This window comes from Mesorhizobium amorphae CCNWGS0123, from assembly GCF_001686985.1.
Classification (GTDB): domain Bacteria; phylum Pseudomonadota; class Alphaproteobacteria; order Rhizobiales; family Rhizobiaceae; genus Mesorhizobium; species Mesorhizobium amorphae.
This window is the reverse complement of the sequence record NZ_CP015322.1, coordinates 799,490-821,737: the sequence shown is the minus strand read 5'-3', so window position 1 is coordinate 821,737 and position 22,248 is coordinate 799,490. Positions and strand designations below refer to the sequence as shown.

Below are 22,248 nucleotides of genomic sequence, written 5' to 3'. Positions count from 1 at the left end.
TAACCAAGGTTATGACTGCTGCTTTGATACGATCCGCTTCCAACAGAAATTGATGTAGTTGCGCTTGATGTAGCCTATCGCCTCGATGTCGTTCTCCCGTGCTGCCGTCAAGAGCTCAGTTATCTCCGTTTGTAACATCCCGACCGCATCTGGCCACAGGTCCTTAGACACATCGTACCAGACCCTCGCGGCCCTAAAATAGAGATTATGCCACATGTCCAGGAACGTCTTGTTAAGCACTAGGTCGCTGATGGCGAAATGAAGTCGGTGGTTGATATGCCAGTGCTCATGAACATCGAAATTATCCATCAGGACTTGGGACCTCTTAAGCAAAGCCTCCAGAATAGCCACGTCATCTGGCGTCGCGTTGCGTGTATCGAGCCGACCAAATAGTCGCGCCATCTCGATCCTGAGCTCGAAGGCCTCTAGCAGTTGCTCCAGATCCAAGGTGGTGACAAAAGTACCGATACCATTCCTCACCTCCACCAGTCCCCCGATTGAGAGTCGCTGTAATGCCTCGCGAACCGGCGTCCGACTTACATTGAATTCGCCAGCGATGTCGTTCTCACGGAGCATTGCGCCAGGCCGGTATTCTAGAAGGCAGATGCGATCTCTGAGCAGATCGTGTATTTCAGTTGCAGTCGCCTTTCTTGCCTCTCCGTCGCTGCCCATCGTCACGCATTTCCCATCGTCATACCTTCTGTTCCCTAGCCTATGCTCTACGTCCATATCGGTCGCCCGCCCCATCAAGCGGTGGCCTTACTGATCAGGACTTTGCCGACTTCAACTTTGTAAAGACAATATCAAGGGCCTCTAACCAAGGCAAAGCGGCCTTTGATTTGAGAAGATGGTCGAGCCCGGCCTTTGTGTAGGTACCTGGCGTTGCGATCCCGTCAGAGACGATCTCAAGAGAGGCATCCCGCCGCGCCAAGGCATAGCCGGTAGCGCCCGCAATATTGCCCGCAACTAGCAGTCGAGCTTGAGCTGGCGTAAGCCCGTGCACTACGAACCAAGCCTCGAGAGAAGCGATAAAGCGATACGCCCAGCCGGCTAGGCAGGCGCCGGCCATAGCAAGTTCGAATTGGTCTTCCGTATCGAAAGTCACGACCTTGCCCGCCGCGGCCAGCACCGCTTCGACATCGTGAGATGCGGGATATATCGGAATAAGACCTTCATTGGTGGCTTCAATGTAACTCGATGGCATGATGCGGACCACGGATATGTCGTGGCCCTTTGCCGCATGCAGTTCTGCAATTGTGACGCCGGCAACGGCCGATATTAAGATCTGCCCTGGGCGTAGGGTCAAATTCGGCAGCGCGTTGGCAAGCTGTTCGGGCCGCACCGCGAGAAGGATCCAGTCGGCCTCCGCGAGCAAGCTCGAGTTATCCGCGGCTAAGGTGCAGCTATAGGTGGCGGCAAGCGTTTGCGCCTTAGCCCGGCTGTACGGCGAGAGCAGAATTCGACCGCGATAGCCGCCCTTTCGCAGGGCGGCAATTAGATAGGCGGCGAAGTCTCCGGTTCCAACAACCCCGATTGTGGGCATGTTCATGTGGCTGCTCCCGTCTCAAAACGCTGCTGCTGAGCGCTCATTACGGAGCCGCATCTCAGGCGAAAATACCCTTGGCGCAACTCCGAAAGACTGCCGAGATTCTGCTGCATTATCATATCGGATCAGGAGTAGAGGATTTTCCGCGGATAATCGGTCAGATACTCAAAGCCGGTCTCGGTAACGACGATCGAGTCTCCAATGCGTCCGCCGAGACGACCGTCGAGGCTAATACCGCCATCGACCGCAAAGGTCATGCCGGGCCTGAGGATCGTTTTGTCGCCCGCCTTCAGTTCGGGAGCCTCGAGATACGCGACCCCGATCGAACGGCCAGTGCGATAGCCAGTCGTGTAGCCAGCCCCCGCGTAGCAATCATTGGCAGCCTGCGCGACGCTTTCCGCAGTGACACCGGCGCGGATTGAGCGCAACGCCGCCTGTTGCGCGTCGATCGCTGCCTGCTGGACTTTCACCGCCTCGTCAGTCGCCTCCTTAACGAAGAACATTCGGTCGAAACCGAGCTTGTACTGCTTGAACTGTGCCATGTTACAGAAGCAGAAGTATACAGGGTCGCCTTTCGCCAGCAGTTTGGTGCTCGAACGGCGATGCACCATCGACGTATCGGCACCCGATTGCATGATTTGCAGGTTGTGGATGAGGGGCGAGACGAACGCCTCCCAACCTTTAGCCGTCAGGAACCCGGCCGCCTTGCGGGTGCCGGCGGCCATAACAGCAAGAGCGGATTCATACTCTGGCGCTCCGACTTCGAGTGACTGGTGGGCAGCTGCCATCATCGCACCTGCGATTTGGCCGGCCTGTCTCATCACCTCGATTTCCGCCGCCGATTTGATCATTCGCATCTCGCCGAGAATGCGGGAGATGTTCTTCAGGGGGATACCCTCAAATTCCTCGTCAAGGAAATTCCGGACGATCGCCGGAATGAAATTGGATTCGACCCAAAGGGACTCGGGCCTCTTGCCGACAGCCACACGCAGGACGTTTTCCCAACGGTTCGCGCCTGAATCTTCCCAACCGCGGACGTCTTGGACCCACGTCATCTTGGACACCATCTCATGCTCCATGAGCGGCGTGATAACGGTAGGCTCCTCGTCCGGGCGGACGAGGAGGAAGGTAGGGCGGCCGAATTCGACGGAGAGATAACCCCAGAACCCGGCGAGGTAAGCAATTGAACTCTCGTCGGTAAAGATTGCGAGTTCAATTCCCTCGCTGCGCAGACGATCCTGCAGGGCGAGCGCTCTCAATCGTGCTTCATCAAGCATCGTATAAGTCTCCAGATGATTAGAACTCTGTCGTGGGTTATTTGGTCAGACCAAGACACTTCGCTCAAGGCATCACGGTGTCGCAAGCGCGAACAATGTCCTGCATCTTCATTTCTACAACATCTCAGGTGACAATGCCTGTCTCTACTTGAGCGCGAAGTTCTCCGAGTCCGCCATTGTGGTTGACCATATAGTCTTCATGCCGCTCTCCCGCTGGAGGGGCAAGGCGGGCCGTCTTCCAAAATTCTACGCAATGGCCGCCGAATGAGCCTGACATGCTATTCCCGGTCTCCATCGTACCCGCGAAGCTATATACATCTAACCGGTCGCTTATGTCAGATCAAGATCGATTCTGCCGCCCTGTCGGTCAAACCGGGTCGAAAACACGGCTAGCAGCGAGAGCGCAATGAAGATGTGTATAGGTCGGCATGCCGGGGTCGACCCAGGGCGGCTCCGCAAACTCCTCGGCCCACCGTTCCACGCCGCGTTTTTTGCGACGGCCTTTATCAACCAATGACAGCGATTCGGTTGCGGATGAAGCATTCGAATGCGATTCTTTGGCGTGATCCCAGGAGATGAGAATGCCTGAAACGATGCTTGCGGCCTTTTCCAATATTCGGACCGTTGAAAAAATGATCGTGGCATTCCGCGATGAGGAAGCATTGCCGACAATGCTCCAATGGCGATTGCCGGTTCCAGTTCACCGTGACGACATATATGCGCGCTCACAGCTTCATTGTCGCGCCGCAGCTACTTGGAAAACGGCTTGAGTGGAAATGTGGCACTTTCCGGCTGTCACACTCGAATCAGCAAATCGTATACGGCAATTCGCTGCGTCGGTCATGGTCGATCGTAATCGTGCTCTGGAGCGGCGGAATGGCGCGTTGAATGCAATCCATGCGCGCACAAATGCGGCATGAAACGCCGATAGGCTCGAACGCTGTTCCGTTGGCAAAATCCAGCCGATCTTCGTAGACGAAATCGCCAGCGTCGGAGATCTCGCAACCGAGCGCGATCGCATAGCGTCGATGAGGAGCGCCAAACCCACCGTCAGCCTTGGTGATTTCGGTGGCGACACTGAGATAGCGCACGCCGTCTGGCGTCTCGGCCAGCTGGCAAATCATGCGGCCCGGGGTTTCGAACGCTTGATGAGCGTTCCACAACGGGCAAGCTGCTCCGTAGCGGGCAAACTGCAACTTCGCGGCGCTGTGGCGCTTGGTGATGTTGCCGGCCCGGTCGATGCGCGCGAAGAAGACCGGAACGCCCTTCATCCGAGGCCTTTGCAACGTCGACAGGCGATGCGCCACCTGCTCGAGGCTCGCGCCGAAGCGCATTGCGAGCAGGTGAAGGTCGTGCCGAAGTTCTTTTGCAGCGGCCAAGAAGGGCCGGTAGGGCAACATCAGCGCGCCGGCAAAGTAGTTCTGCAGGCCGATCCGGCATATCTCCGCCGCTTCGGAGGTCCGGAACCGCGCGCGCTCCATGATCGCATCGATCTCGGCTCGGTGCTCCAGGGCTCCTATCTGAAATGCCATTTGAAAGCTACGCGTCGATGCGGGCGAGTAAGAGTTCAGGTACAGCACGCGAGCGGAAGCGTCGAACCGCCTGATCACCCGTTCGCCATTGGCAGCGCGCGCAAGCCGAACGTGATGATGCTGTTCCAGATGATCTGCCAATGCCGTACCGAGATCACGGTCGGGCACGCCCAAGGCCTTGGCCAGATGCTCGGCCGCCCGGTCGAGCTCATCGATGTAGTTGTCAACAAAATGAAAGAAGTCCCGCACTTCCTCGTAGGGTGTCGGCTCGGCAAAGGCATTGGTTCGGATCAGCTGGTCGTCGAAGCTGGCAAGCTGCTCGCTGTTTCTGCGATAGGCCTGATGGCAGGTAATCAACGCATGAGCGAGAGACGGTGCGTTTTGGGCAACGAGCTTTAGTTCCTGAAATCCAGCAGAAACACCGACGAATACCGGGTCGGCAAGAGCCTCGCTCAGCGCCGAGAGCAGCCGGTCTGCCTCACTGCCGCCGATCGAAGCAATATCGACCTGGAATTTCTCGGCGAGCGCAAGAAGCACGGCGGCTGACACGGGCCGTTGGTTGTTTTCTATCTGATTCAGATAGCTGGTCGAAATCCCAAGACGCTCGGCGAAGACCGCCTGGGTGGCTTTGCTCGCCTCCCGCAGTTCCCGCACGCGCCGCCCAATGAAAAGCTTGCCGTTAGCCATTTGCAAATTCGCATGTTGCTATTTGCAATTCCATACAATTCGCAATCGCACACGGTCAAGCCTTTCCCGTGTGTTGCCGCCGAACTAATGCGGAGCGGAATTCCAGTGGAGGCGCTCATGCCATTGTGCAGCACAGCAAACCCGAGTTCGAGGCAGAGCAGACTCGCCGCGCCGCGGTTGCTGACGGGTTTGGACGTTGAAACAAGGGCTGGCTGTTGATGCGAGCCGTTCTCGAACAACTCGAGGTCCGTCGTGCTCAAGCTCGCATCGGCGGCGGGCAGAAGCGTGTCGATGCTCAACACGCGAAAGGCAAGCTGACGGCCCGAGAACGCCTCGTGGTGCTGCTCGATGAAGGCTCCTTCGAAGAATACGACATGTATGTCACGCATCGCGCCACGGACTTCGGCATGGCTGACCAAAAGGTCGCTGGCGACGGCGTGGTCACGGGCTGGGGCACGATCAACGGCAGGCTGGTCTACGTCTTCTCCCAGGACTTCACGGTGCTTGGCGGATCGCTGTCGGAAACACACGCCCAGAAGATCTGCAAGATCATGGACATGGCGGTGCGCAACGGGGCGCCGGTCATTGGCCTCAACGATTCCGGCGGCGCGCGCATCCAGGAAGGTGTCGCCTCGCTGGCCGGCTATGCCGACGTCTTCAAGCGCAATGTCGATGCTTCCGGCGTCATTCCGCAGATTTCGGTGATCATGGGACCCTGCGCCGGCGGCGCGGTCTATTCGCCGGCCATGACCGACTTGATCTTCATGGTGCGAGATTCCTCCTACATGTTCGTGACCGGTCCCGACGTGGTCAAGACGGTCACCAACGAAATCGTGACCGCGGAGGAACTTGGCGGCGCTGCAACGCACACGCAAAAATCCTCTGTTGCTGACGGCGCTTTTGACAACGACATCGAGGCTTTGGAAGAGGTCCGGCGCCTCTTTGATTTCCTGCCATTGAACAATCGGGAAAAGCCGCCCGCGCGGCCCTTTCATGACGATCCCGAGCGGATCGAGTTGCGCCTCGACACGCTGGCGCCGGAGAGCGCCAACAAGCCCTACGACATGAAGGAACTGATCACGGCAATCGCCGATGAAGGCGACTTCTTCGAGCTTCATGCTGCCTTCGCCCGCAACATCATCATCGGATTTGTTCGCATCGAGGGCAGGACCGTGGGTGTGGTGGCCAACCAGCCCATGGTGCTGGCCGGATGCCTCGACATTGATTCCTCCCGCAAGGCGGCGCGTTTCGTTCGCTTCTGCGACGCCTTCGACATCCCGATCCTGACGCTCGTCGACGTGCCCGGTTTCCTGCCGGGCACCGCCCAGGAATATGGCGGCGTCATCAAGCACGGCGCCAAGCTGTTGTTTGCCTATTCTCAGGCGACTGTGCCGATGGTGACGTTGATCACACGCAAGGCTTATGGCGGCGCCTATGACGTGATGGCTTCCAAACATATCGGCGCCGACATCAACTACGCCTGGCCAACCGCTGAAATCGCGGTGATGGGCGCAAAGGGCGCGGCCGAAATCCTCTATCGGTCCGAGCTCGGCGATCCCGAGAGGCTGGCGGCTCGCACCAGGGAGTACGAGCAGCGCTTCGCAAACCCCTTCATTGCCGCCGAGCGCGGCTTCATCGACGAAGTGATCATGCCACATTCCTCACGCAAGCGGATCGCGCGTGCATTTGCCGCGCTGCGGGGAAAAAGCGTCGAGACACGCTGGAAGAAGCACGACACCATCCCGCTTTGAGTAGGCAAAAAATGTTCAAGAAGATCCTGATTGCCAATCGTGGCGAGATCGCGTGCCGGGTAATCAAGACGGCGCAGAGGCTCGGCATTGCAACGGTCGCCGTCTACTCCGACGCTGACCGCGATGCCTTGCACGTCCGGCAGGCGGATGAAGCGGTGCATATCGGTCCAGCCGCCTCGGCGCAATCGTATCTTCGCATTGCCAACATCCTCGATGCCGTTGCCGCCACAGGCGCTGATGCGATTCATCCGGGCTACGGTTTCCTGTCCGAAAATTCGAATTTTGCCGAAGCGCTGAAAGCCAAGGGCATCGCCTTCATCGGCCCCTCGCCCGTCGCCATCGAAGCGATGGGCGACAAGATCACCTCGAAGAAGATCGCGGCATCCGCCGGTGTTTCCACCGTGCCCGGCCATATGGGCCTGGTCGAAGACGCAGAGGAAGCGGTACGTATCGCCGGCGAGATTGGCTTTCCTGTCATGATCAAGGCATCCGCCGGGGGCGGCGGCAAGGGCATGCGCATCGCCTGGAACGACGTCGAGGCGCGCGAAGGATTTCAGTCCTCGCGAAACGAGGCGAAGAATGCCTTTGGCGACGACCGCATCTTCATCGAGAAATTCGTTACCGAGCCTCGTCACATCGAAATCCAGGTGCTCAGCGATCAGTACGGCAACAACGTCTATCTCGGCGAGCGCGAATGCTCGATCCAGCGGCGCAACCAGAAGATCATCGAGGAAGCACCATCACCGTTCATCGACGAAGCGACTCGACATGCGATGGGCAAGCAGGCCATCGCTCTTGCCAGGGCGGTCGGCTACCACTCGGCAGGCACGGTTGAGTTCATCGTCGACCGCGACCGCAACTTCTACTTCCTCGAGATGAACACGCGGCTCCAGGTCGAGCATCCGGTCACCGAACTTGTAACGGGCATCGATCTGGTCGAGGAAATGATCCGCATCGCGGCCGGCCAAAAGCTGCGCTTTGCCCAGGAGGACGTGAGGCTGAACGGCTGGGCGGTAGAAAGCCGGCTCTACGCCGAAGACCCATATCGCAATTTCCTCCCCTCCATCGGTCGTCTGACACGCTACCGGCCGCCCGCCGAAGGTCCGCGTGCGGACGGCTCGCTCATCCGCAACGATACCGGCGTCGTCGAGGGCTCGGACATCTCCATGCATTATGATCCCATGATCGCCAAGCTCTGCACCTGGGCGCCCAATCGGCTGGGCGCAATCGACGCGATGGCTGCTGCGCTGGATGATTTCGAAGTGGAAGGTATCGGCAATAACCTGCCGTTTCTCGCCGCTGTCATGGACCATCCCCGGTTTCGCGAGGGGCGGCTAAGCACGGCCTTTATCGCCGAGGAGTTTCCGGACGGCTTTTCGGGTGTGTCCCCCACCGATGCGGATGAGTGCAAGCTCGCGGCAGTATCGGCCCACATCAACTGGAAACTCCAGCGCCGCAATGTCCTAATTTCCGGGGCGATGGACAATCATCGTCGCAAAGTCCCCAGCGATTGGATCGTGACGCTTGGCAACCATGCATTTGCAATCGCGGTGCGCGATCAGGAAGACGCAACAGCGGTGTCATTCGATGACGGCTCGGTTCTGAGCGTTGCAAGCGACTGGCTCCCGGGACGGCATATCGCGCACTTTCAGATTGGCGCGGAAACCACCTCGATCAAGACGTCGCGGTCAGGAACCGGCTACCGACTGCGCTGGCGCGGAATGGATGTTGTCGCCCATGTCCGCAGCCCGGCGATCGCCGAGCTCGCGCGATTGATGCCGAAGAAGCAGCCGCCGGACACCTCCAGGCTGCTGCTTTGCCCGATGCCAGGTGTGGTTACCGCGATTGCCGTGTCCGAGGGAGAGTCGGTCGAGGCTGGACAGGTGCTCGCCACCGTCGAGGCCATGAAGATGGAGAACGTGCTTCGCGCCGAACGGCGGGCCGTCGTCAAACGGATCGCCGCCAAAGCGGGGGCGAGCCTTGCCGTCGACGAACCTATTCTGGAGTTCGAATGATGGCCAAACTCGCCGACTGGCGCACTCTTGCCGAGCGGGAACTGAAGGCCTCCCCAGACGCCCTGGTCTGGCGCACGCCCGAAGGCATCGACGTCAAGCCGCTCTACACGGGTGGCGATTTGGATCGGATCAACCACCTCGCCACCCTGCCCGGGCTGAAACCCTTCGTCCGCGGACCGCGTGCCACGATGTATGCCGGCAGGCCGTGGACGATCCGGCAATATGCCGGCTTCTCGACCGCCGAGGCGTCGAATGCCTTCTACCGCAAGGCGCTCGCCGCCGGCCAGCAGGGTGTGTCGGTCGCCTTCGATCTCGCCACGCATCGCGGCTATGACAGCGACCATGAGCGTGTCGTCGGCGATGTCGGCAAGGCGGGGGTAGCAATCGATTCCGTTGAGGACATGAAGGTCCTTTTTGACGGCATACCGCTCAAGGACATTTCCGTTTCCATGACCATGAACGGTGCGGTCATTCCGATCCTTGCCTGCTTCATCGTCGCCGGCGAGGAACAGGGCTGCCCGACGGCCCAGCTCTCCGGGACCATCCAGAACGACATCCTGAAGGAGTTCATGGTCCGCAACACCTACATCTACCCGCCCGAACCTTCGATGCGCATCGTCGCCGACATTATCGAGTACACCGCAAAGGAGATGCCGAAGTTCAACTCGATCTCCATCTCCGGCTATCACATGCAGGAGGCCGGCGCGACGCTGGTGCAAGAACTCGCCTTCACGCTCGCCGATGGACGCGAATATGTCCGCGCGGCGTTGAGAAAGGGCCTCGACGTCGACGATTTTGCCGGACGGCTCTCTTTCTTCTTCGCAATCGGCATGAATTTCTTCATGGAGGCCGCCAAGCTGCGGGCAGCTCGACTTCTGTGGTCGCGTATCATGGAAGAGTTCGATCCGAAGAAGCCTTCATCGCTGATGCTGCGCACGCACTGCCAGACATCGGGCGTCTCGCTGCAGGAGCAGGACCCCTACAACAATATCGTGCGCACCGCCTATGAGGCGCTCGCCGCGGTGCTCGGTGGCACGCAGTCACTCCACACCAACTCCTTCGATGAGGCGATCGCCCTGCCGACGGAGTTTTCGGCGCGCATTGCGCGAAACACCCAGCTTATTCTTCAGCACGAGACCGGCGTGACCAAGGTCGTCGACCCGCTGGCCGGCTCCTACTACGTCGAAAGCCTGACCGCCGAACTTGCCGACAAGGCGTGGGCGCTCATTGAGGAAATCGAGGCCATCGGCGGCATGACCAAGGCCGTTATCGACGGGTTGCCAAAACGCCTGATCGAGACGGCGGCGACCCGCCGCCAGGCGGCGATTGATCTCGGCGACGAGGTGATCGTCGGGGTCAACAAGTACCGGCTGGAGACCGAGGCCGCGATCGAAAGTCTTGAGATCGACAATGCGGCGGTCCGGGAGGCGCAGATCCGTCGTCTCGAACAAACAAAGCGTCAGCGCGACCCCAAGCGCGTCGACGCAGCCCTTGCCGCGCTTGGTCAGACCGCGGCCAGCGGCAAGGGCAATATACTTCAAGCAGCAGTCGATGCGGTGCGCGCTCGCGCGACGGTGGGGGAGATTTCCGACGCTCTGCGCCGCGCCTTCGGCGATCACGTGGCCGTTCCTGAGGTGACTTCGGAGGTTTACGGCGCCGCCTTCCAGAATGAGCCGGAATACCAGACCCTAACGTCCCGTATCAGGGACGTTAGGGTCTCGCTTGGTGGCCGGCCGAAGTTGATGGTGGCCAAGCTCGGCCAGGATGGTCATGACCGCGGTGCCAAAGTGATTGCATCGGCGTTTGGCGATCTCGGTTTCGACGTGCTCGCCGGGCCGCTCTTCCAGACGCCGGAAGAAGCGGCAAGCATGGCGATGGCTTCTCATGTTCATGTCATCGGAGCGTCCTCGCTTGCGGCCGGTCACAAGACACTACTACCTCAGCTCGTCGAGGCCTTGAAAGCAAAGGGTGCCGAAAACATCATCGTCGTGTGCGGTGGCGTAGTGCCGCGCCAGGATTATCAGTTCCTTATGGACCATGGGGTCGCCGCGGTGTTTGGCCCCGGAACCCATGTCTTGGATGCCGCGCGTGCGGTGGTCGATCTCCTTGAAGGTAGGCGCCGCAATCAATGAAGACGCTCCTCGTTAAGCCTTCGGCAAGCCGTCGGGATGTCCATCCTCGGACGGCGACGATGTAATGAACCGAAATGGCTCTTGAATGGCCTCAGCAGCCACTTCTGGCTGCCGAACTCAAGAGCGTAAGCACGTCGCTGCAATCGCTGACGAGGCCCGCGACGTCGCGTTGAGGACTGGAAAACACAGCGGAATGCCGTAAAGACCGGCGTCATTGACGCAAGGGAAGGAGAGAACCGTAGTGAATGGATCGCAGGCTCCGAGAGTGTCCGGCCCTTATGGTCACAAGCGGAAGTTCGCGCGCTCTATGAGCGAAAGCGCTAATTTCTCTGCACCTTTTTCCATTGAGCGTGTTTTGGCATGAAGTGTCCACTAATGAGACCTGTGCGCGGGAAGCGCTTTGCATTGATTTTGTTTGATTGTTCGGCTCCCAGGGTAAAGGGCGGAAAGATATTGGCGCCAACGTCGTGGGGTGTGGCTTGTGACGCTCTTGTGTGAGCGTCAGTAGTGTTCTTGCTCGCTATCGGGCCAATGCGATGATCTTCAAACTGCGTTTCATATTGTAGGCGATGGCGGTGAGGCGGATTTGAACGCCTGCCTTTGCAAGCCCTCTCCATCGCATCCGCCGAAGGCCGTAACTTCGTTTCCATGTGCCGAAGATCTTCTCGATCCGGCCACGAATACGGTGGATCGGTTGGTTAAAGGCCTCAAGGCGTGCCAGCGTTTCGGCTTCATCGCGTCCTCACATACCGGTGGCAACGATGCGTGGCGTCCCACCCTTGGCGCGCACCGCGTCGCCGAAATGGTTGCCTCGATAAGCGCTATCGGCAAACACCTCGCCGGGATCGTCCGGCAGAGCATCAGGACCGGCCTTGCCATCGTTGCTGTTGGCAGGCGTGACGGCGATCTCCTCGACCAGAGCCGTGTCCGCGTCGGCGCCGACATGGGCCTTGAAGCCATGAACCGCTGGCCGGCCCTTATGCTTGACCCAATGGCCCTCTGCATCATCTTCACTGGCCGAGGCGATGATCGTCGCATCGACAAGCGTGCCGGTCTTCACACGGATCGCTTTGGCCTTGAGCTGGCGGGTGATCTCGTCGAACAGGGTCTTGTCCAGACCATGTGCCACAAGGGCTTTACGAAACCGCACGAAAGCCGTTCGCTCAGGTGTCGGCTCTTGAGCCGAGAACCCGCAGAACCGCCGGAACGATCCTCTGTCGTCCAGCGCCTCGGCAAGCTTGACGTCGGACAGGTCGTACCAGATCGACAGCAGCATCGCTTTGAACAAGGCCATTGGCGGCCAGGAAGGCTCGCCCTTCGCAGAGCAGGAAATCACACAAAGGGCCTGATCGATCGGCAGCCAGTCAATCAGTTTGGCAAGCTCATCCAAAGACGAATGCTGGCCGCGATCAACGGCGAAACCGAACTTTTCCTGACCGATGCGCCGACGTGACATCGCATCCCTCAATCCTTTGTACTGATTGAGAGAATCACAGATCAGCACGCCCGTCCAGACACCCGCGCACAGGTCTCATTAGGAGGTAGACACCACGTGATTGAGGACGACGATGAACACAACTGCTGGTGAGGCGAATTTTGCGTAACGGCCGCCGGCGGTGCGACGCGGCGTCGAAAGAGCGGCTCGTTGCGGCCTGCCTTGAGCCTGGCGTGTCGGTATCGCGACTTGCGCTTGAATATGGGGTCAATGCCAACCTTCTTCGCAAGTGGATAAAGACGACCAAAGACGCCGTTGCTTTGTCGCCACCTGCGCCGTCGGCGTTCATTCCAGTTCAAGTCAGCGCCGCGGAGTACAGCCTGCCTATGCAGGGCAATTCGGTAGAGAGGCCTGCCACGCGTGGTGAAGATCGGCTGTCGAAGTCGTCGCCCCTCCCAGCCAAGTTGAGCGCGTCTTTGCCGAACGGCGTGAAGTTGACGCTGGAATGCGTATAGCGCGGCAATCTGGGAGAGAAGCCGTATTGCCTCACCCTGGAATGCTCCCGAACGATCTTTCCGTTGCCTCACCAAAATGTCCCCTGGGCTGGGATTCGATCAATGCGCGATTAGCTCGATTGCCGACTCGACGTGCATTGGGCCGAACACCATCGCGTGTGCCTTTTCCTTCCGCCAGATCTTCAAGCGCCGCTGCAGCGTGCGCAGAAGCGGATCAGGATATTGTCCCGGCTGCTCCGCCTGCAGACGCACCAGTAATTCGCGGCTCGTCCGCCAAGGCTCTTCGTCGAACCACGCGCGCAACTGGCCTGTGACCTTCACGAGCGGATCCGGTCGGCGACGCCCTCGCTTTTGCCTCGGCTTGGCTCGTGCGGTTGGGCGGACTTCCCCCTCCTTCCAAGCCGTTCGCAGACCGGACAGGAATTGGTCCAGCGCCGGATCGCTCACCAGCGCCGGCGTGCAGGATTCATCGGCAATGTTGACCAGGCGCTGCTGCGCCGATCGCATCTCCTGCAGCAGCTTTACCGGGTCCAGCCTCGACTGTGTTTGCGCAAGCTTGGCACGAACCGGTTCAGGCGTGCGTGGATCTGCCAGCAGTCGCTGGCAAGGTGTTGCCGCAGGGTGATAGCGCTTGCGCACGCGGGCGCCGTCCCGTTCCTTTCCGGCCAGCTTGAAGGAGGGTTGGAAGAAGTTCACGAACAGCCGAACCGTCGAATAGAGCTGTGCAAGGGCAGCAGCGGCTTCGAGCCCCTCGAGCCGGCGATACCCGACAATGCGTCGCACCACGGCGCCGTTCTTCTGTTCGACGAAGGCCTGGTCATTTTTGCGGTAAGGACGGCAGCGGGTGAACTCGATGCCGGCATCCAGACAGTAGTCGCGTATCGTCTCGTTCAGGAACACGCTGTCATTGTCCGTGTCGAATCCGAGAAGCTGAAATGGCAGGAGCCGCCGCAATACCGTCAGCACCTCGCTCAACAGCTTCTGTTCACGCACCAGCAAGGGCGCGCATTCCGTCCATCCGCTCGCGACGTCGGTAAGACAAAGCGTCTGTATGAAGCTTCCCCGCGTCGTCGGTCCGCTGTGCGCCACCAGGTCGGCCTCGACGAATCCAGGCGGAGGATCCTGCCAATCGGAGAAGGTTAGGATCGGAATGCTGCGCCGCAGCGCGGTGGACGCTGTACTGCGACGGCGTCTCGGCCCACCAGCGATGTCTCGAACCTCGCGAAGGGCGCGGTCGATCGTCGCCGCGCTCATCGCCAATAACCGTGTGCGGATCTCGGCGGTTAGATGCAGATGCCCGTGACGCTCCATCGCCTCCACCAAAATCGGTATCAGCATCTTTAGACGCTTGCCGCAGATGCGGTCCGAAGCTTCCCAGAGCACGATCAGCGCTTCGCGCACCGCGTCGTCATAAAGCCGGCGCTCCGGTCGCGGGCCCGAACGCTCCGCCGGTGGTCCATTCCGCAGCAACCGCATGGCATGCTTGCGGTGAAAGCCGCTTACCGCCGCGAATTCATCGAGAATGCGCGACTTCTCTGCCCGATCGCCTCGGGCGTAGCGCGCCGCTACCACCTTCACCAGCTCATCCCGCGTCGCCATGCTTATCCGCCTCATCTGATTTGCTCCCGCCCCAAAACTGCGGGGAGCAAATCAGATGAGGCAACGGCCCAACATCCGGGAGCAGTTCAGGCGATGCAATGCGCGCTCTCACGTTCATTGCCGCGCCGCAGGAATGCGGTGATGTGGATGCATTGACGGCGATCATCTGAGCACTGGGTCATGTTCAGACTGGGCGCTGACCTGAAAGTCTACCTGCACCGCGAGCCGATCGACTTTCGGGCCGGCATCAACAGCCTTGCGGTCCTGGTTCAGGAGACGATGGCGCTCGATCCGTTTGCACCTGCTGTCTTTGCATTTTGCAATCGCCGTCGCGACCGGATGAAACTCTTGTTCTTTGACCGGTCCGGCTTCGTGCTGGTTCTAAAGCGGCTGACCGAGGACAAGTTCCGGTGGCCGCGCCGGGAGACGGCGGTGGTTACGCTGACGACCGAGCAGCTCCATTGGATTCTCGACGGCATCGACGTCGACGCAATGGTGCGCCATCCGGTGCGGCAATATCAGGTTGCGGGCTGACGGCTCCCGAATTGTGCCGTTGTCGCGTCGGTGCGGTTCAGATTCAAAACTACGATGAATCGACCCGGCAAACCGAATGTTGAAGAGTTGATGGCGCGTATTGCTACGCTGCAGGCGCAGAACCGTCAACTCGCCGGCGCACGTGGCCAAGCTCGAGGAAGAGTTGGCGCTAGCGCGCTCACATCGTTTTGCGCTCAAGAGCGAAAAGCACGTTGATCGCCTCTTCAATGAGGCCGAACAGATTGCCGATGAAGACGACGCCGGCAGCGAAGATAGCAATGTCGTCAACCTCCCGGACACCGGCTTTCCGTCACCGAAAAGCCGGAGGGAAAGAAGCGTGGCCGCAAGGCACTGCCGGAACACTTGCCGCGCGAACGCGTCGAGTATGACCTTCCCGACGATCAGAAGGCCTGTCCTTGCTGCCGTCACCAGATGCATCGCATGGGCGAGGCCGTTACCGAGCAGCTTCATATCGAGGTGAAGGCGAAGGTCCTGCAGAATGTGCGGCTCAAGTATGCCTGCCGCCATTGCGATCGCACCGGCATCAATACGCCGGTCGTGATCGCGCCGATGCCCGCGCAGCCCTTGCCGGGCAGCATCGCCACGGCCTCGACGCTGGCATTTGCTCTTGTTCACAAGTACGTCGACGGCACGCCGCTCTACCGCTTGAGCCAAGCCTTCGAGCGTGCCGGCGTTCCCGTCAGCCGCGGCGCTCTGGGGCATTGGGTGATCGGATCGAGCGAGAAGCATCTCTCACGCATCTATGACGCCTTGAAGCTGCGGCTCAGATCGCAGCCTCTCATCCATGGCGACGAGACGACGGTTCAGGTGCTGAAGGAAAAGGATCGAGAGGCCATCAGCACGTCATATATGTGGGCTTACCGGAGCGGCGAGGATAGTGACGAGCCGATCGTGCTGCTCGATTATCAGACGGGCCGCGGCCAGATACACCCGCAGGCCTTCCTCGGCGAATACCGCGGCATAATGGCTATACTGCCTGGCGCACGCTGGAAGGTGCAATCCATCTTGGCTGCATGGCCCATTCCAGACGGCGCTTTGTCGATGCCCTCAAGGCGAGGAAGAGAGGCGGCGGTCCGTCGGAGCAGGCGCTCAAGTTCTTCGAGCAGCTCTACCGGGTTGAAGGCCAAGCGCGGAACGGAAAATCGGACAAGGGCGAAACACAAGCCGATTGCATTCGCCGCCTTCGTCAGCAGCACAGCGTCCCCATCCTCAATGCTCTCAAGGCATGGCTCGACGACATCGAGCCGAAAGTCTTGCCCGATAGCAAGATCGGCGATGCTGTGTCCTATACCCTGAACCAGTGGGAGTACCTGACGAGATACACAGAAGACGGCAGGATGCCGATCGACAACAACCTTCTGGAGCGCGACATCAGAATTTTTGCCACTGGCAGGAAGAGTTGGCTGTTCAGCGGCACCGTGGATGGAGCCAAAGCCAGCGCCGTCATATACAGCCTGATGCTGACCTGCCGCGCCTGCGGCATCGAACCCTTGGCCTACTTGCGCCACGTCCTCAGCGAATTGCCGCAGCGCGCCACAGACGCCAACATCACCGATCTGCTGCCCCTGCTGGTCCTCGACGAGCTCGCTCATGCCAGCATGCATGATGGGGCTCAGAGACCGTTTTGAAAACCGGCTTGGTATCGGTTCCATCTGAGGCTTGGTTATGATTCGAACTTTGGATGTGGACAGAGCAGAGTCGTGGGCGGATGGCCCAGATTGCCAAGAAGACCAAGCGCTACCCGTCTGATCTGACGGACGAGGAGTGGGATCAGTTCGCGCCGCTGATGCCCAAGCCTGGGCGTCGCGGACGTCCTGCGAGGTTGATTTCCGGGAGGTGGTCAACGCCGTGCGCTACCTGGTCCGCTCCGGTTGCGGTTGGCGAATGCTGCCGATCCATTTCGGGCCCTGGCAGACGGTTTACGGCTGGTTTCGCGAGTTGGCGCGGCGTTTTCTGTTCCAGACCATCCACGATGTGGCGCTGATGCTGGATCGCGAGCGAGCGGGGCGCGAGGCCAGTCCCACGGCTGGCGTGATCGACAGCCAATCGGACAGATCGATTTACCGTGGTTTTAGAACGGCAAGGCGGACAAACGGGCGTGGTTGGCCGAATCTGACTCTATGACAAGGTTTTCGCCCCTTGTCTGGGCGGATGGCTGATTGATTTAGGCGTTGCATCGGCGGTTTTCGTCGCATTCGCCGTTATGCGGACGCAGTTCGCCCCTCGTGCCAGACGAAGCGGGTGACATTGTAGGTGCGGATTGAACTAAGCCGCTAGTCGCGGCAATTGGTGCCCGCTTTGAGAGACGCCTCCTGTCTGAGAGGATTTGGGTGTTGCAAACCCATCCTTCAGACAGGAGATCCAGATGGCTGAGATGAGCCCTCTGCGTCGCCGGATGATCGAGGACATGACAGTCCGCAATCTATCTCCGGCCACGCAGCAATCCTACCTTTATGCAGTCGCAAAGTTTAGCCGCTATTTTGGCCGATCGCCCGATCGGCTGGGCCTTGACGATATCCATGCCTTCCAGGTTCACCTCGTGTCGAAGGGCATCTCCTGGTCGGGATTGAACCAGATCGTCTGCGCACTCCGGTTCCTCTATGGCGTAACGCTCGGTCAGGATACCATCCCGGAGCATATTCCGTATGCGCGCGAGCCTCGCCAGTTGCCGGTAGTTCTTTCCAGCGACGAGGTCGTCGAATTTTTGCAGGCTGTCTCCAGCTTGAAGGCGCGGGTAGCTCTGACAACAGCTTATGCCGCCGGTCTCAGGGTCTCGGAAGTCTGTGGTCTTCGCGCCAACGATATCGACAGCTCAAGGATGGTGATCCACATCACACGCGGCAAAGGCGGCAAAGCCCGCTACGTCATGCTGTCGCCGGAACTACTCGGGATCCTACGCAGCTATTGGCGCTTGGCGCGACCCAGGGACATTCTGTTTCCCGGGCGCGATTCTGACAAGCCGATCGAGCCGTGGGTGCTGCATTCCGCCTGTCGTTCGGCGGTTGCGGCTGCGGGCCTTTCCAAGCACGTCACCGTCCATACGCTGCGGCATTCCTTTGCCACTCATCTGCTCGAGAACGGGACCGATATTCGCATCATCCAGGTCCTGCTCGGACACGCCAACCTCTCGACGACAGCGCGCTATGCCCAGGTCTCCACCGACACGATCCGGTCGACGGCCAGTCCGCTCGATCGATTACGACTGGAGGTGACGCCGCCGGAATCGTAATCGGTTGCGCCCCACCTTCGAAGTCGCCGACATCTTTCGACGGCATGGGAGTTCCTACAGGCGTGAGAACGCCGGTCATCTGGGCCGCGGCGAGCGACGCGTCATGGGCGCGATCGAAGCTTGCCGGACACCCAGGCTCGGTGGTCACGTCGATGCCTGCGACGATTGCGGCAGGACCCGCATCTCCTATAATTCCTGCCGCAATCGCCATTGCCCGAAGTGTCAAGGCGCGGCCCGCAAGGAGTGGGTCGATGCACGCGTCGCCGATCTGTTGCCGGTCCCGTACTTTCATGTGGTCTTCACGCTACCACCTGGCATCGCCGAGATCGCCTTTCACAACAAGGCGGTCGTCTATGCATTGCTGATGCGGATCGCAGCCCAGACGCTGCAGGCCGTTGCCGCCGACCCCAAGCGGCTGGGCGCCGAGATCGGCATCGTCGCCGTGCTTCACACCTGGGGCCAGGCCATGACCCATCATCCCCATGTCCATTGCGTCGTGCCCGGCGGCGGTCTCTCGCCCGGCAGGTCAAGATGGGTCGCTTGCCGGCCGGGCTTCTTTCTGCCCGTGCGCGTGCTGTCGCGCCTGTTTCGGCGGCTCTTTCTGACTGCCCTTGCCGACGTCTTCGCTCACGGTGAACTCCGCTTCTCCAACGAACTCAGCCATCTCAACGACGCCGAGGCGTTCACCCGCCATCTCGCGCGTGCTCGCCGCGTCGAATGGGTTGTTTATTCGAAGCCACCGTTCGGCGGCCCTGACCAGGTGCTTGCCTATCTCGGCCGTTACACCCATCGTGTTGCCATCGCCAACAGCCGCATCGTCGAGGTCGATGACGGCCATGTTGCCTTCAGATGGAAGGATTACCGTGGCAATGGTCGGGACCGCGAGAAGATCATGCGCCTTGACCCGCGCGAGTTCATCCGGCGCTTTCTTCTTCACGTGCTTCCCGCCGGCTTCCACCGCATGCGTCACTTCGGCTTTCTCGCCAATAGTCACCGACGGGATCGGATCGGTCTCTGCAGGCAGCTCCTCGACCAGCCATCACCAGCAGGCGGGCAGCAGCAGGCCGGCAAATCACAGCACAGGCAGTCCTACGAATGCCCTGACTGCCGGCGTCCCATGCACAGGACAGGGATCACTGTTGCGCCTGTTTCGCCGCCCCGGCCATCATCTTTCTGGTGCGATACATCATGAACTCCGACAATCCGCACCCCCTCCGATATGCCCGCAAAACCAAGCGCCCCGCCTGCGCGCGACACCGCTTGGCCCTGGTCACACCGAAAGACCGACAGTGTGCATTGAGAGCGCAAAAATCGCCACCGATCGCCCGCCAAGCTGCTCGCGAAGGTCGCCGGATCAAGCCAAAATTCGGTCGTGCCACCGCTGCACGCGACGAATTCGCTATCGCCGTCAAACAGCGTGCCCTACTATCTCCATAACAGCGGCTAACAACCCGCGCCTTACTTCAATCCGGCTTATGTGAGGTCGCTCGAGCTCGCCGCGACGACCGATGCGACCTCACATAACCCTCCAGATTCCGAGGCGATCGCGCGCAGCGTTCCGATTTGATCGCGCGCGGCATTCCGAAATGATGGGGCGCAGCATTCCGAGAATTGTCCGCGCAGAATTCCGAAGCCATCGCGCGCAGTTTGGAGTTGGGAGAGCCTGATCGTTGGGCCATTTTTCCGGTCGGATAGCGACCGGAGGAATGGATGCCGACGAGGAGGGTTACGATGCGCCACGTGCGCGAGATTTTGCGTTTGAGCCTGGAAGCAGGACTATCGACGCGGGTGATTGGCGAGCGTACCGGGGTCGGGGCAACGACGGTCCGGGATATGTTGAAGCGGTTTGCACGCTCCGGGCTGAACTGGCCGGTCCCTGTAGAGATGAGCGACGCCGACCTGGAGTCGTGCCTGTACGGCTTACCTGGGGTGAAGCCTGGCCGGCGCAAGCAGCCGGAACCGGACTGGTCGGCGGTGGCATGTGAGCTGAAGCGCAAGCATGTGACGCTGCAGGTTCTGTGGGAAGAATATATCGGCGCGCACCCGGATGGTTATCGCTACAGTCGTTGGTGTGACCTGTTCCGGCACTGGGAAGGTCGCCTGCCTCTGTGGTCGACCGCCGGACCGGTGAGGTGCGCGATGCCCATCTGTTTGTGGCGGTGCTCGGCGGATCGAGCTTGTCATTTGCCTGCGCGACGTGGACCGAGCGGTTCGCCGACTGGATCGAAGCGCACAACAGCGCTTTCGGCTTCTTTGGCGGCGTGGCTCATCTTCTGGTCCCCGATAACGCGAAAGTTGCGGTGATCAAGGCGTGTCACTTCGATCCGATGGTCAACCGCAGCTATACCGACATGGCGCGCCATTACGGCACGGCGGTACTCCCGGCGCGGCCGAGGAAGCCGCGGGATAAGGCGAAAGTCGAGGCCTGCGTCGGCATTGTCGAACGCTGGGTTCTGGGCCGCTTGCGTAACCGGATCTTCTACAGTCTGGCCGAGGTGAACATTGCGGTCGCCGAGTGCATCGCCGATCTCAACGAGACACGGGTGCTTCGCCAGTTCGGCAAAACGCGGCGCCATCTGTTCGAGGAGATTGACGCGCCGAACCTCAAGCCGCTGCCGATCGAACCGTGGGTCCATGCTGAGTGGAAGCGTTGCCGGGTCGGGCTCGATTATCACATTGCGATCGAGCATCACCATTACTCGGTCCCTTGGCGCTTCGCCCGCCGCGAGGTCGAGGCCCGCATCACCGCACGCACCGTCGAAATCTTCCTCGAAGGCGAACGCATCGCCGCGCACATGCGTGGCAGCGGCAACGGGCGGCATACGACGATCCCCGAACATATGCCGTCGAGCCACCGGCGCTACCGGGAATAGACGCCGTTGAAAATCCGGGAGGAAGCGGCACGGATCGGCCCGATGCTGTCGCTGCTGGTTGAGAAGATCATCGAGGATCGGCCGCATCCCGAGCAGGGTTACCGTTCATGCCTCGGCATCATCGGACTGGAGAAGCGCTTCGGCACCGAACGCTTGGAAGCGGCCGCGCGGCGCGCGCTGGAGATCCAGGCGCGCAATTATCCTTCAGTCAAATCGATCCTCGAGAAGGGGCTCGACAAGGTTCCGGTGCGCAAGGCCTCGGAGCACACGCCGATCTTCCACACCAACATCCGGGGCCCCGGATATTACCACTGAAAGGACTGCAATGCTCAAACACCCGACACTCGAACTGCTGGGGCAACTCGGTCTGGCAGGCATGGCGCATGCGTTCACCGAACTGGAGAGCAACAGCGATGCCGCCAACCTTAGCCATGCCGAATGGCTTGCCCTTCTCCTCGATCACGAGGCGACCTATCGCAATGACCGGCGCCTTGCGCTTCGCCTTCGTCATGCCAGGCTACGTCACCATGCCGTACCCGAGGACGTGGATTACCGTGCCGCGCGCGGTCTCGATCGCAGGCTGTTCGACAGGCTGCTCAAGGGTGACTGGATCGCGGCCCATGAGAGCTTGGCCATCATCGGGCCGGCGGGGGTGGGGAAGAGTTGGCTGGCCTGCGCCATCGGCCACAAGGCTTGCCGTGACAATCGCTCGGTACTCTACACCCGGCTGCCGCGCCTGATCGATGATCTGTCCCTGGCCAAAGGCGATGGCCGCATCGCCGCGCGCATGAAAAGCCTCGCCAGGGTCGATCTCCTCATCCTCGACGACTGGGGACTTGAACCCCTCGACGGCAATGCCCGTCATCACCTGCTCGAAATCCTCGAAGATCGGTACGGGCGTCGCTCAACGCTGGTGACCAGCCAGCTTCCGGTGGCCCGTTGGTTCGATCTGATCGGGGATCCCACCTACGCCGATGCCATACTAGATCGCCTCATTCACAACGCTCACCGGCTCGAACTCAGCGGCGAATCCATGCGCAGGTCGACCATCTCCGCTGCCGCTTGACCGGACTGCAAATACGATGACATCTTGACCCGACGA

At 60.2% G+C, this 22,248-nt stretch carries 15 protein-coding genes and 4 pseudogenes; 12 read left to right on the top strand and 7 right to left on the bottom strand.

Annotated features, from left to right (window positions below):
• Positions 1-9: 9 nt before the first annotated feature.
• The 3 genes from A6B35_RS33525 to A6B35_RS33515 form a co-directional block, all read right to left on the bottom strand.
• Positions 10-729: a GntR family transcriptional regulator gene (locus tag A6B35_RS33525; RefSeq protein WP_157999234.1), complete on the bottom strand. Its 720-nt coding sequence runs from the start codon at positions 727-729 to the stop codon at positions 10-12.
• A gap of 37 nt (positions 730-766) precedes the next feature.
• On the bottom strand, positions 767-1,549 hold the full coding sequence (locus A6B35_RS33520; RefSeq protein ID WP_006206205.1) for an NAD(P)-binding domain-containing protein: 783 nt from the start codon (positions 1,547-1,549) through the stop codon (positions 767-769).
• Between the two features lie 122 nt (positions 1,550-1,671).
• Positions 1,672-2,823, bottom strand: coding sequence for a M24 family metallopeptidase (locus tag A6B35_RS33515; protein WP_006206206.1), 1,152 nt, complete (start codon positions 2,821-2,823; stop codon positions 1,672-1,674).
• A 581-nt stretch (positions 2,824-3,404) separates the two neighbouring features.
• Here A6B35_RS33515 and A6B35_RS36070 point away from each other — a divergent pair.
• A pseudogene (locus tag A6B35_RS36070) lies at positions 3,405-3,555 on the top strand (IS1595 family transposase); the annotation flags it as partial.
• Positions 3,556-3,629: 74 nt separating this feature from the next.
• Here the strand turns inward: A6B35_RS36070 and A6B35_RS33505 are convergent.
• Positions 3,630-5,042: a helix-turn-helix domain-containing protein gene (locus A6B35_RS33505; protein ID WP_006206207.1), complete on the bottom strand. Its 1,413-nt coding sequence runs from the start codon at positions 5,040-5,042 to the stop codon at positions 3,630-3,632.
• Positions 5,043-5,260: 218 nt separating this feature from the next.
• Here A6B35_RS33505 and A6B35_RS33500 point away from each other — a divergent pair, with 218 nt between their 5' ends.
• From A6B35_RS33500 to scpA, 3 genes are read left to right on the top strand one after another with little or no spacing between them, the layout of a single operon-like run.
• The gene (locus A6B35_RS33500; protein ID WP_040584148.1) at positions 5,261-6,793 is read left to right on the top strand and encodes an acyl-CoA carboxylase subunit beta; all 1,533 of its coding nucleotides are present in this window, start codon (positions 5,261-5,263) and stop codon (positions 6,791-6,793) included.
• 11 nt (positions 6,794-6,804) lie between these two features.
• Entirely contained in the window at positions 6,805-8,808 is a 2,004-nt protein-coding gene (locus A6B35_RS33495; RefSeq protein WP_065518411.1) for an acetyl-CoA carboxylase biotin carboxylase subunit, read from the top strand.
• Entirely contained in the window at positions 8,805-10,940 is a 2,136-nt protein-coding gene (scpA, locus tag A6B35_RS33490) for a methylmalonyl-CoA mutase (protein ID WP_006205393.1), read from the top strand. The genes A6B35_RS33495 and scpA overlap by 4 nt, the downstream gene beginning before the upstream one ends.
• 520 nt (positions 10,941-11,460) lie before the next feature.
• On the opposite strand, the gene A6B35_RS37030 is transcribed toward scpA, so the two are convergent.
• Together A6B35_RS37030 and A6B35_RS36405 are read right to left on the bottom strand one after the other, a co-directional pair.
• Complete coding sequence (locus A6B35_RS37030) at positions 11,461-11,601, bottom strand: transposase (protein ID WP_244425847.1); 141 nt, start codon at positions 11,599-11,601, stop codon at positions 11,461-11,463.
• 81 nt (positions 11,602-11,682) lie between these two features.
• Complete coding sequence (locus tag A6B35_RS36405) at positions 11,683-12,444, bottom strand: IS5 family transposase (RefSeq protein ID WP_244897173.1); 762 nt, start codon at positions 12,442-12,444, stop codon at positions 11,683-11,685.
• Positions 12,445-12,524: 80 nt separating this feature from the next.
• Here A6B35_RS36405 and tnpA point away from each other — a divergent pair, with 80 nt between their 5' ends.
• Positions 12,525-12,890, top strand: coding sequence for an IS66-like element accessory protein TnpA (tnpA, locus tag A6B35_RS35285; RefSeq protein WP_244897175.1), 366 nt, complete (start codon positions 12,525-12,527; stop codon positions 12,888-12,890).
• Positions 12,891-12,989: 99 nt separating this feature from the next.
• Here the strand turns inward: tnpA and A6B35_RS33480 are convergent, their stop codons facing one another.
• Positions 12,990-14,504, bottom strand: a complete 1,515-nt coding sequence (locus A6B35_RS33480) for an ISNCY family transposase (RefSeq protein ID WP_040581944.1) — start codon at positions 14,502-14,504, stop codon at positions 12,990-12,992.
• Between the two features lie 165 nt (positions 14,505-14,669).
• Between A6B35_RS33480 and tnpB the strand changes: the two genes are divergently transcribed.
• The 7 genes and pseudogenes from tnpB to istB all read left to right on the top strand — a co-directional run bounded on the left by tnpB (position 14,670) and on the right by istB (position 22,212).
• Complete coding sequence (gene tnpB, locus A6B35_RS33475) at positions 14,670-15,023, top strand: IS66 family insertion sequence element accessory protein TnpB (protein WP_006199997.1); 354 nt, start codon at positions 14,670-14,672, stop codon at positions 15,021-15,023.
• 54 nt (positions 15,024-15,077) lie between these two features.
• Positions 15,078-16,672 (top strand): annotated as a pseudogene (gene tnpC, locus A6B35_RS33470) (IS66 family transposase).
• A 53-nt stretch (positions 16,673-16,725) separates the two neighbouring features.
• Positions 16,726-17,144, top strand: a pseudogene (locus tag A6B35_RS33465) (transposase); the annotation flags it as partial.
• Positions 17,145-17,409: 265 nt separating this feature from the next.
• Positions 17,410-18,273 (top strand): tyrosine-type recombinase/integrase, encoded by an 864-nt coding sequence (locus tag A6B35_RS33460; RefSeq protein ID WP_006199609.1) that lies wholly within the window; start codon positions 17,410-17,412, stop codon positions 18,271-18,273.
• 4 nt (positions 18,274-18,277) lie between these two features.
• Positions 18,278-19,465, top strand: coding sequence for an IS91 family transposase (locus A6B35_RS33455; RefSeq protein WP_040581808.1), 1,188 nt, complete (start codon positions 18,278-18,280; stop codon positions 19,463-19,465).
• A gap of 539 nt (positions 19,466-20,004) precedes the next feature.
• A pseudogene (gene istA, locus A6B35_RS33450) lies at positions 20,005-21,461 on the top strand (IS21 family transposase).
• 10 nt (positions 21,462-21,471) lie between these two features.
• Positions 21,472-22,212, top strand: a complete 741-nt coding sequence (istB, locus tag A6B35_RS33445; RefSeq protein WP_065518410.1) for an IS21-like element helper ATPase IstB — start codon at positions 21,472-21,474, stop codon at positions 22,210-22,212.
• Positions 22,213-22,248: the final 36 nt, after the last annotated feature.

Excerpts from the sequence above, each read along its gene's own strand:
- A6B35_RS33500 (WP_040584148.1), top strand. The coding sequence starts at position 5,261 with ATGCGAGCCGTTCTCGAACAACTCGAGGTCCGTCGTGCTCAAGCTCGC.
- A6B35_RS33515 (WP_006206206.1), bottom strand. The coding sequence starts at position 2,823 with ATGCTTGATGAAGCACGATTGAGAGCGCTCGCCCTGCAGGATCGTCTG.
- A6B35_RS33495 (WP_065518411.1), top strand. The coding sequence starts at position 6,805 with ATGTTCAAGAAGATCCTGATTGCCAATCGTGGCGAGATCGCGTGCCGG.
- A6B35_RS33480 (WP_040581944.1), bottom strand. The coding sequence starts at position 14,504 with ATGAGGCGGATAAGCATGGCGACGCGGGATGAGCTGGTGAAGGTGGTA.
- istB (WP_065518410.1), top strand. The coding sequence starts at position 21,472 with ATGCTCAAACACCCGACACTCGAACTGCTGGGGCAACTCGGTCTGGCA.
- A6B35_RS33520 (WP_006206205.1), bottom strand. The coding sequence starts at position 1,549 with ATGAACATGCCCACAATCGGGGTTGTTGGAACCGGAGACTTCGCCGCC.
- A6B35_RS33525 (WP_157999234.1), bottom strand. The coding sequence starts at position 729 with ATGGACGTAGAGCATAGGCTAGGGAACAGAAGGTATGACGATGGGAAA.
- tnpB (WP_006199997.1), top strand. The coding sequence starts at position 14,670 with ATGTTCAGACTGGGCGCTGACCTGAAAGTCTACCTGCACCGCGAGCCG.
- A6B35_RS33505 (WP_006206207.1), bottom strand. The coding sequence starts at position 5,042 with ATGGCTAACGGCAAGCTTTTCATTGGGCGGCGCGTGCGGGAACTGCGG.
- scpA (WP_006205393.1), top strand. The coding sequence starts at position 8,805 with ATGATGGCCAAACTCGCCGACTGGCGCACTCTTGCCGAGCGGGAACTG.
- A6B35_RS33460 (WP_006199609.1), top strand. The coding sequence starts at position 17,410 with ATGGCTGAGATGAGCCCTCTGCGTCGCCGGATGATCGAGGACATGACA.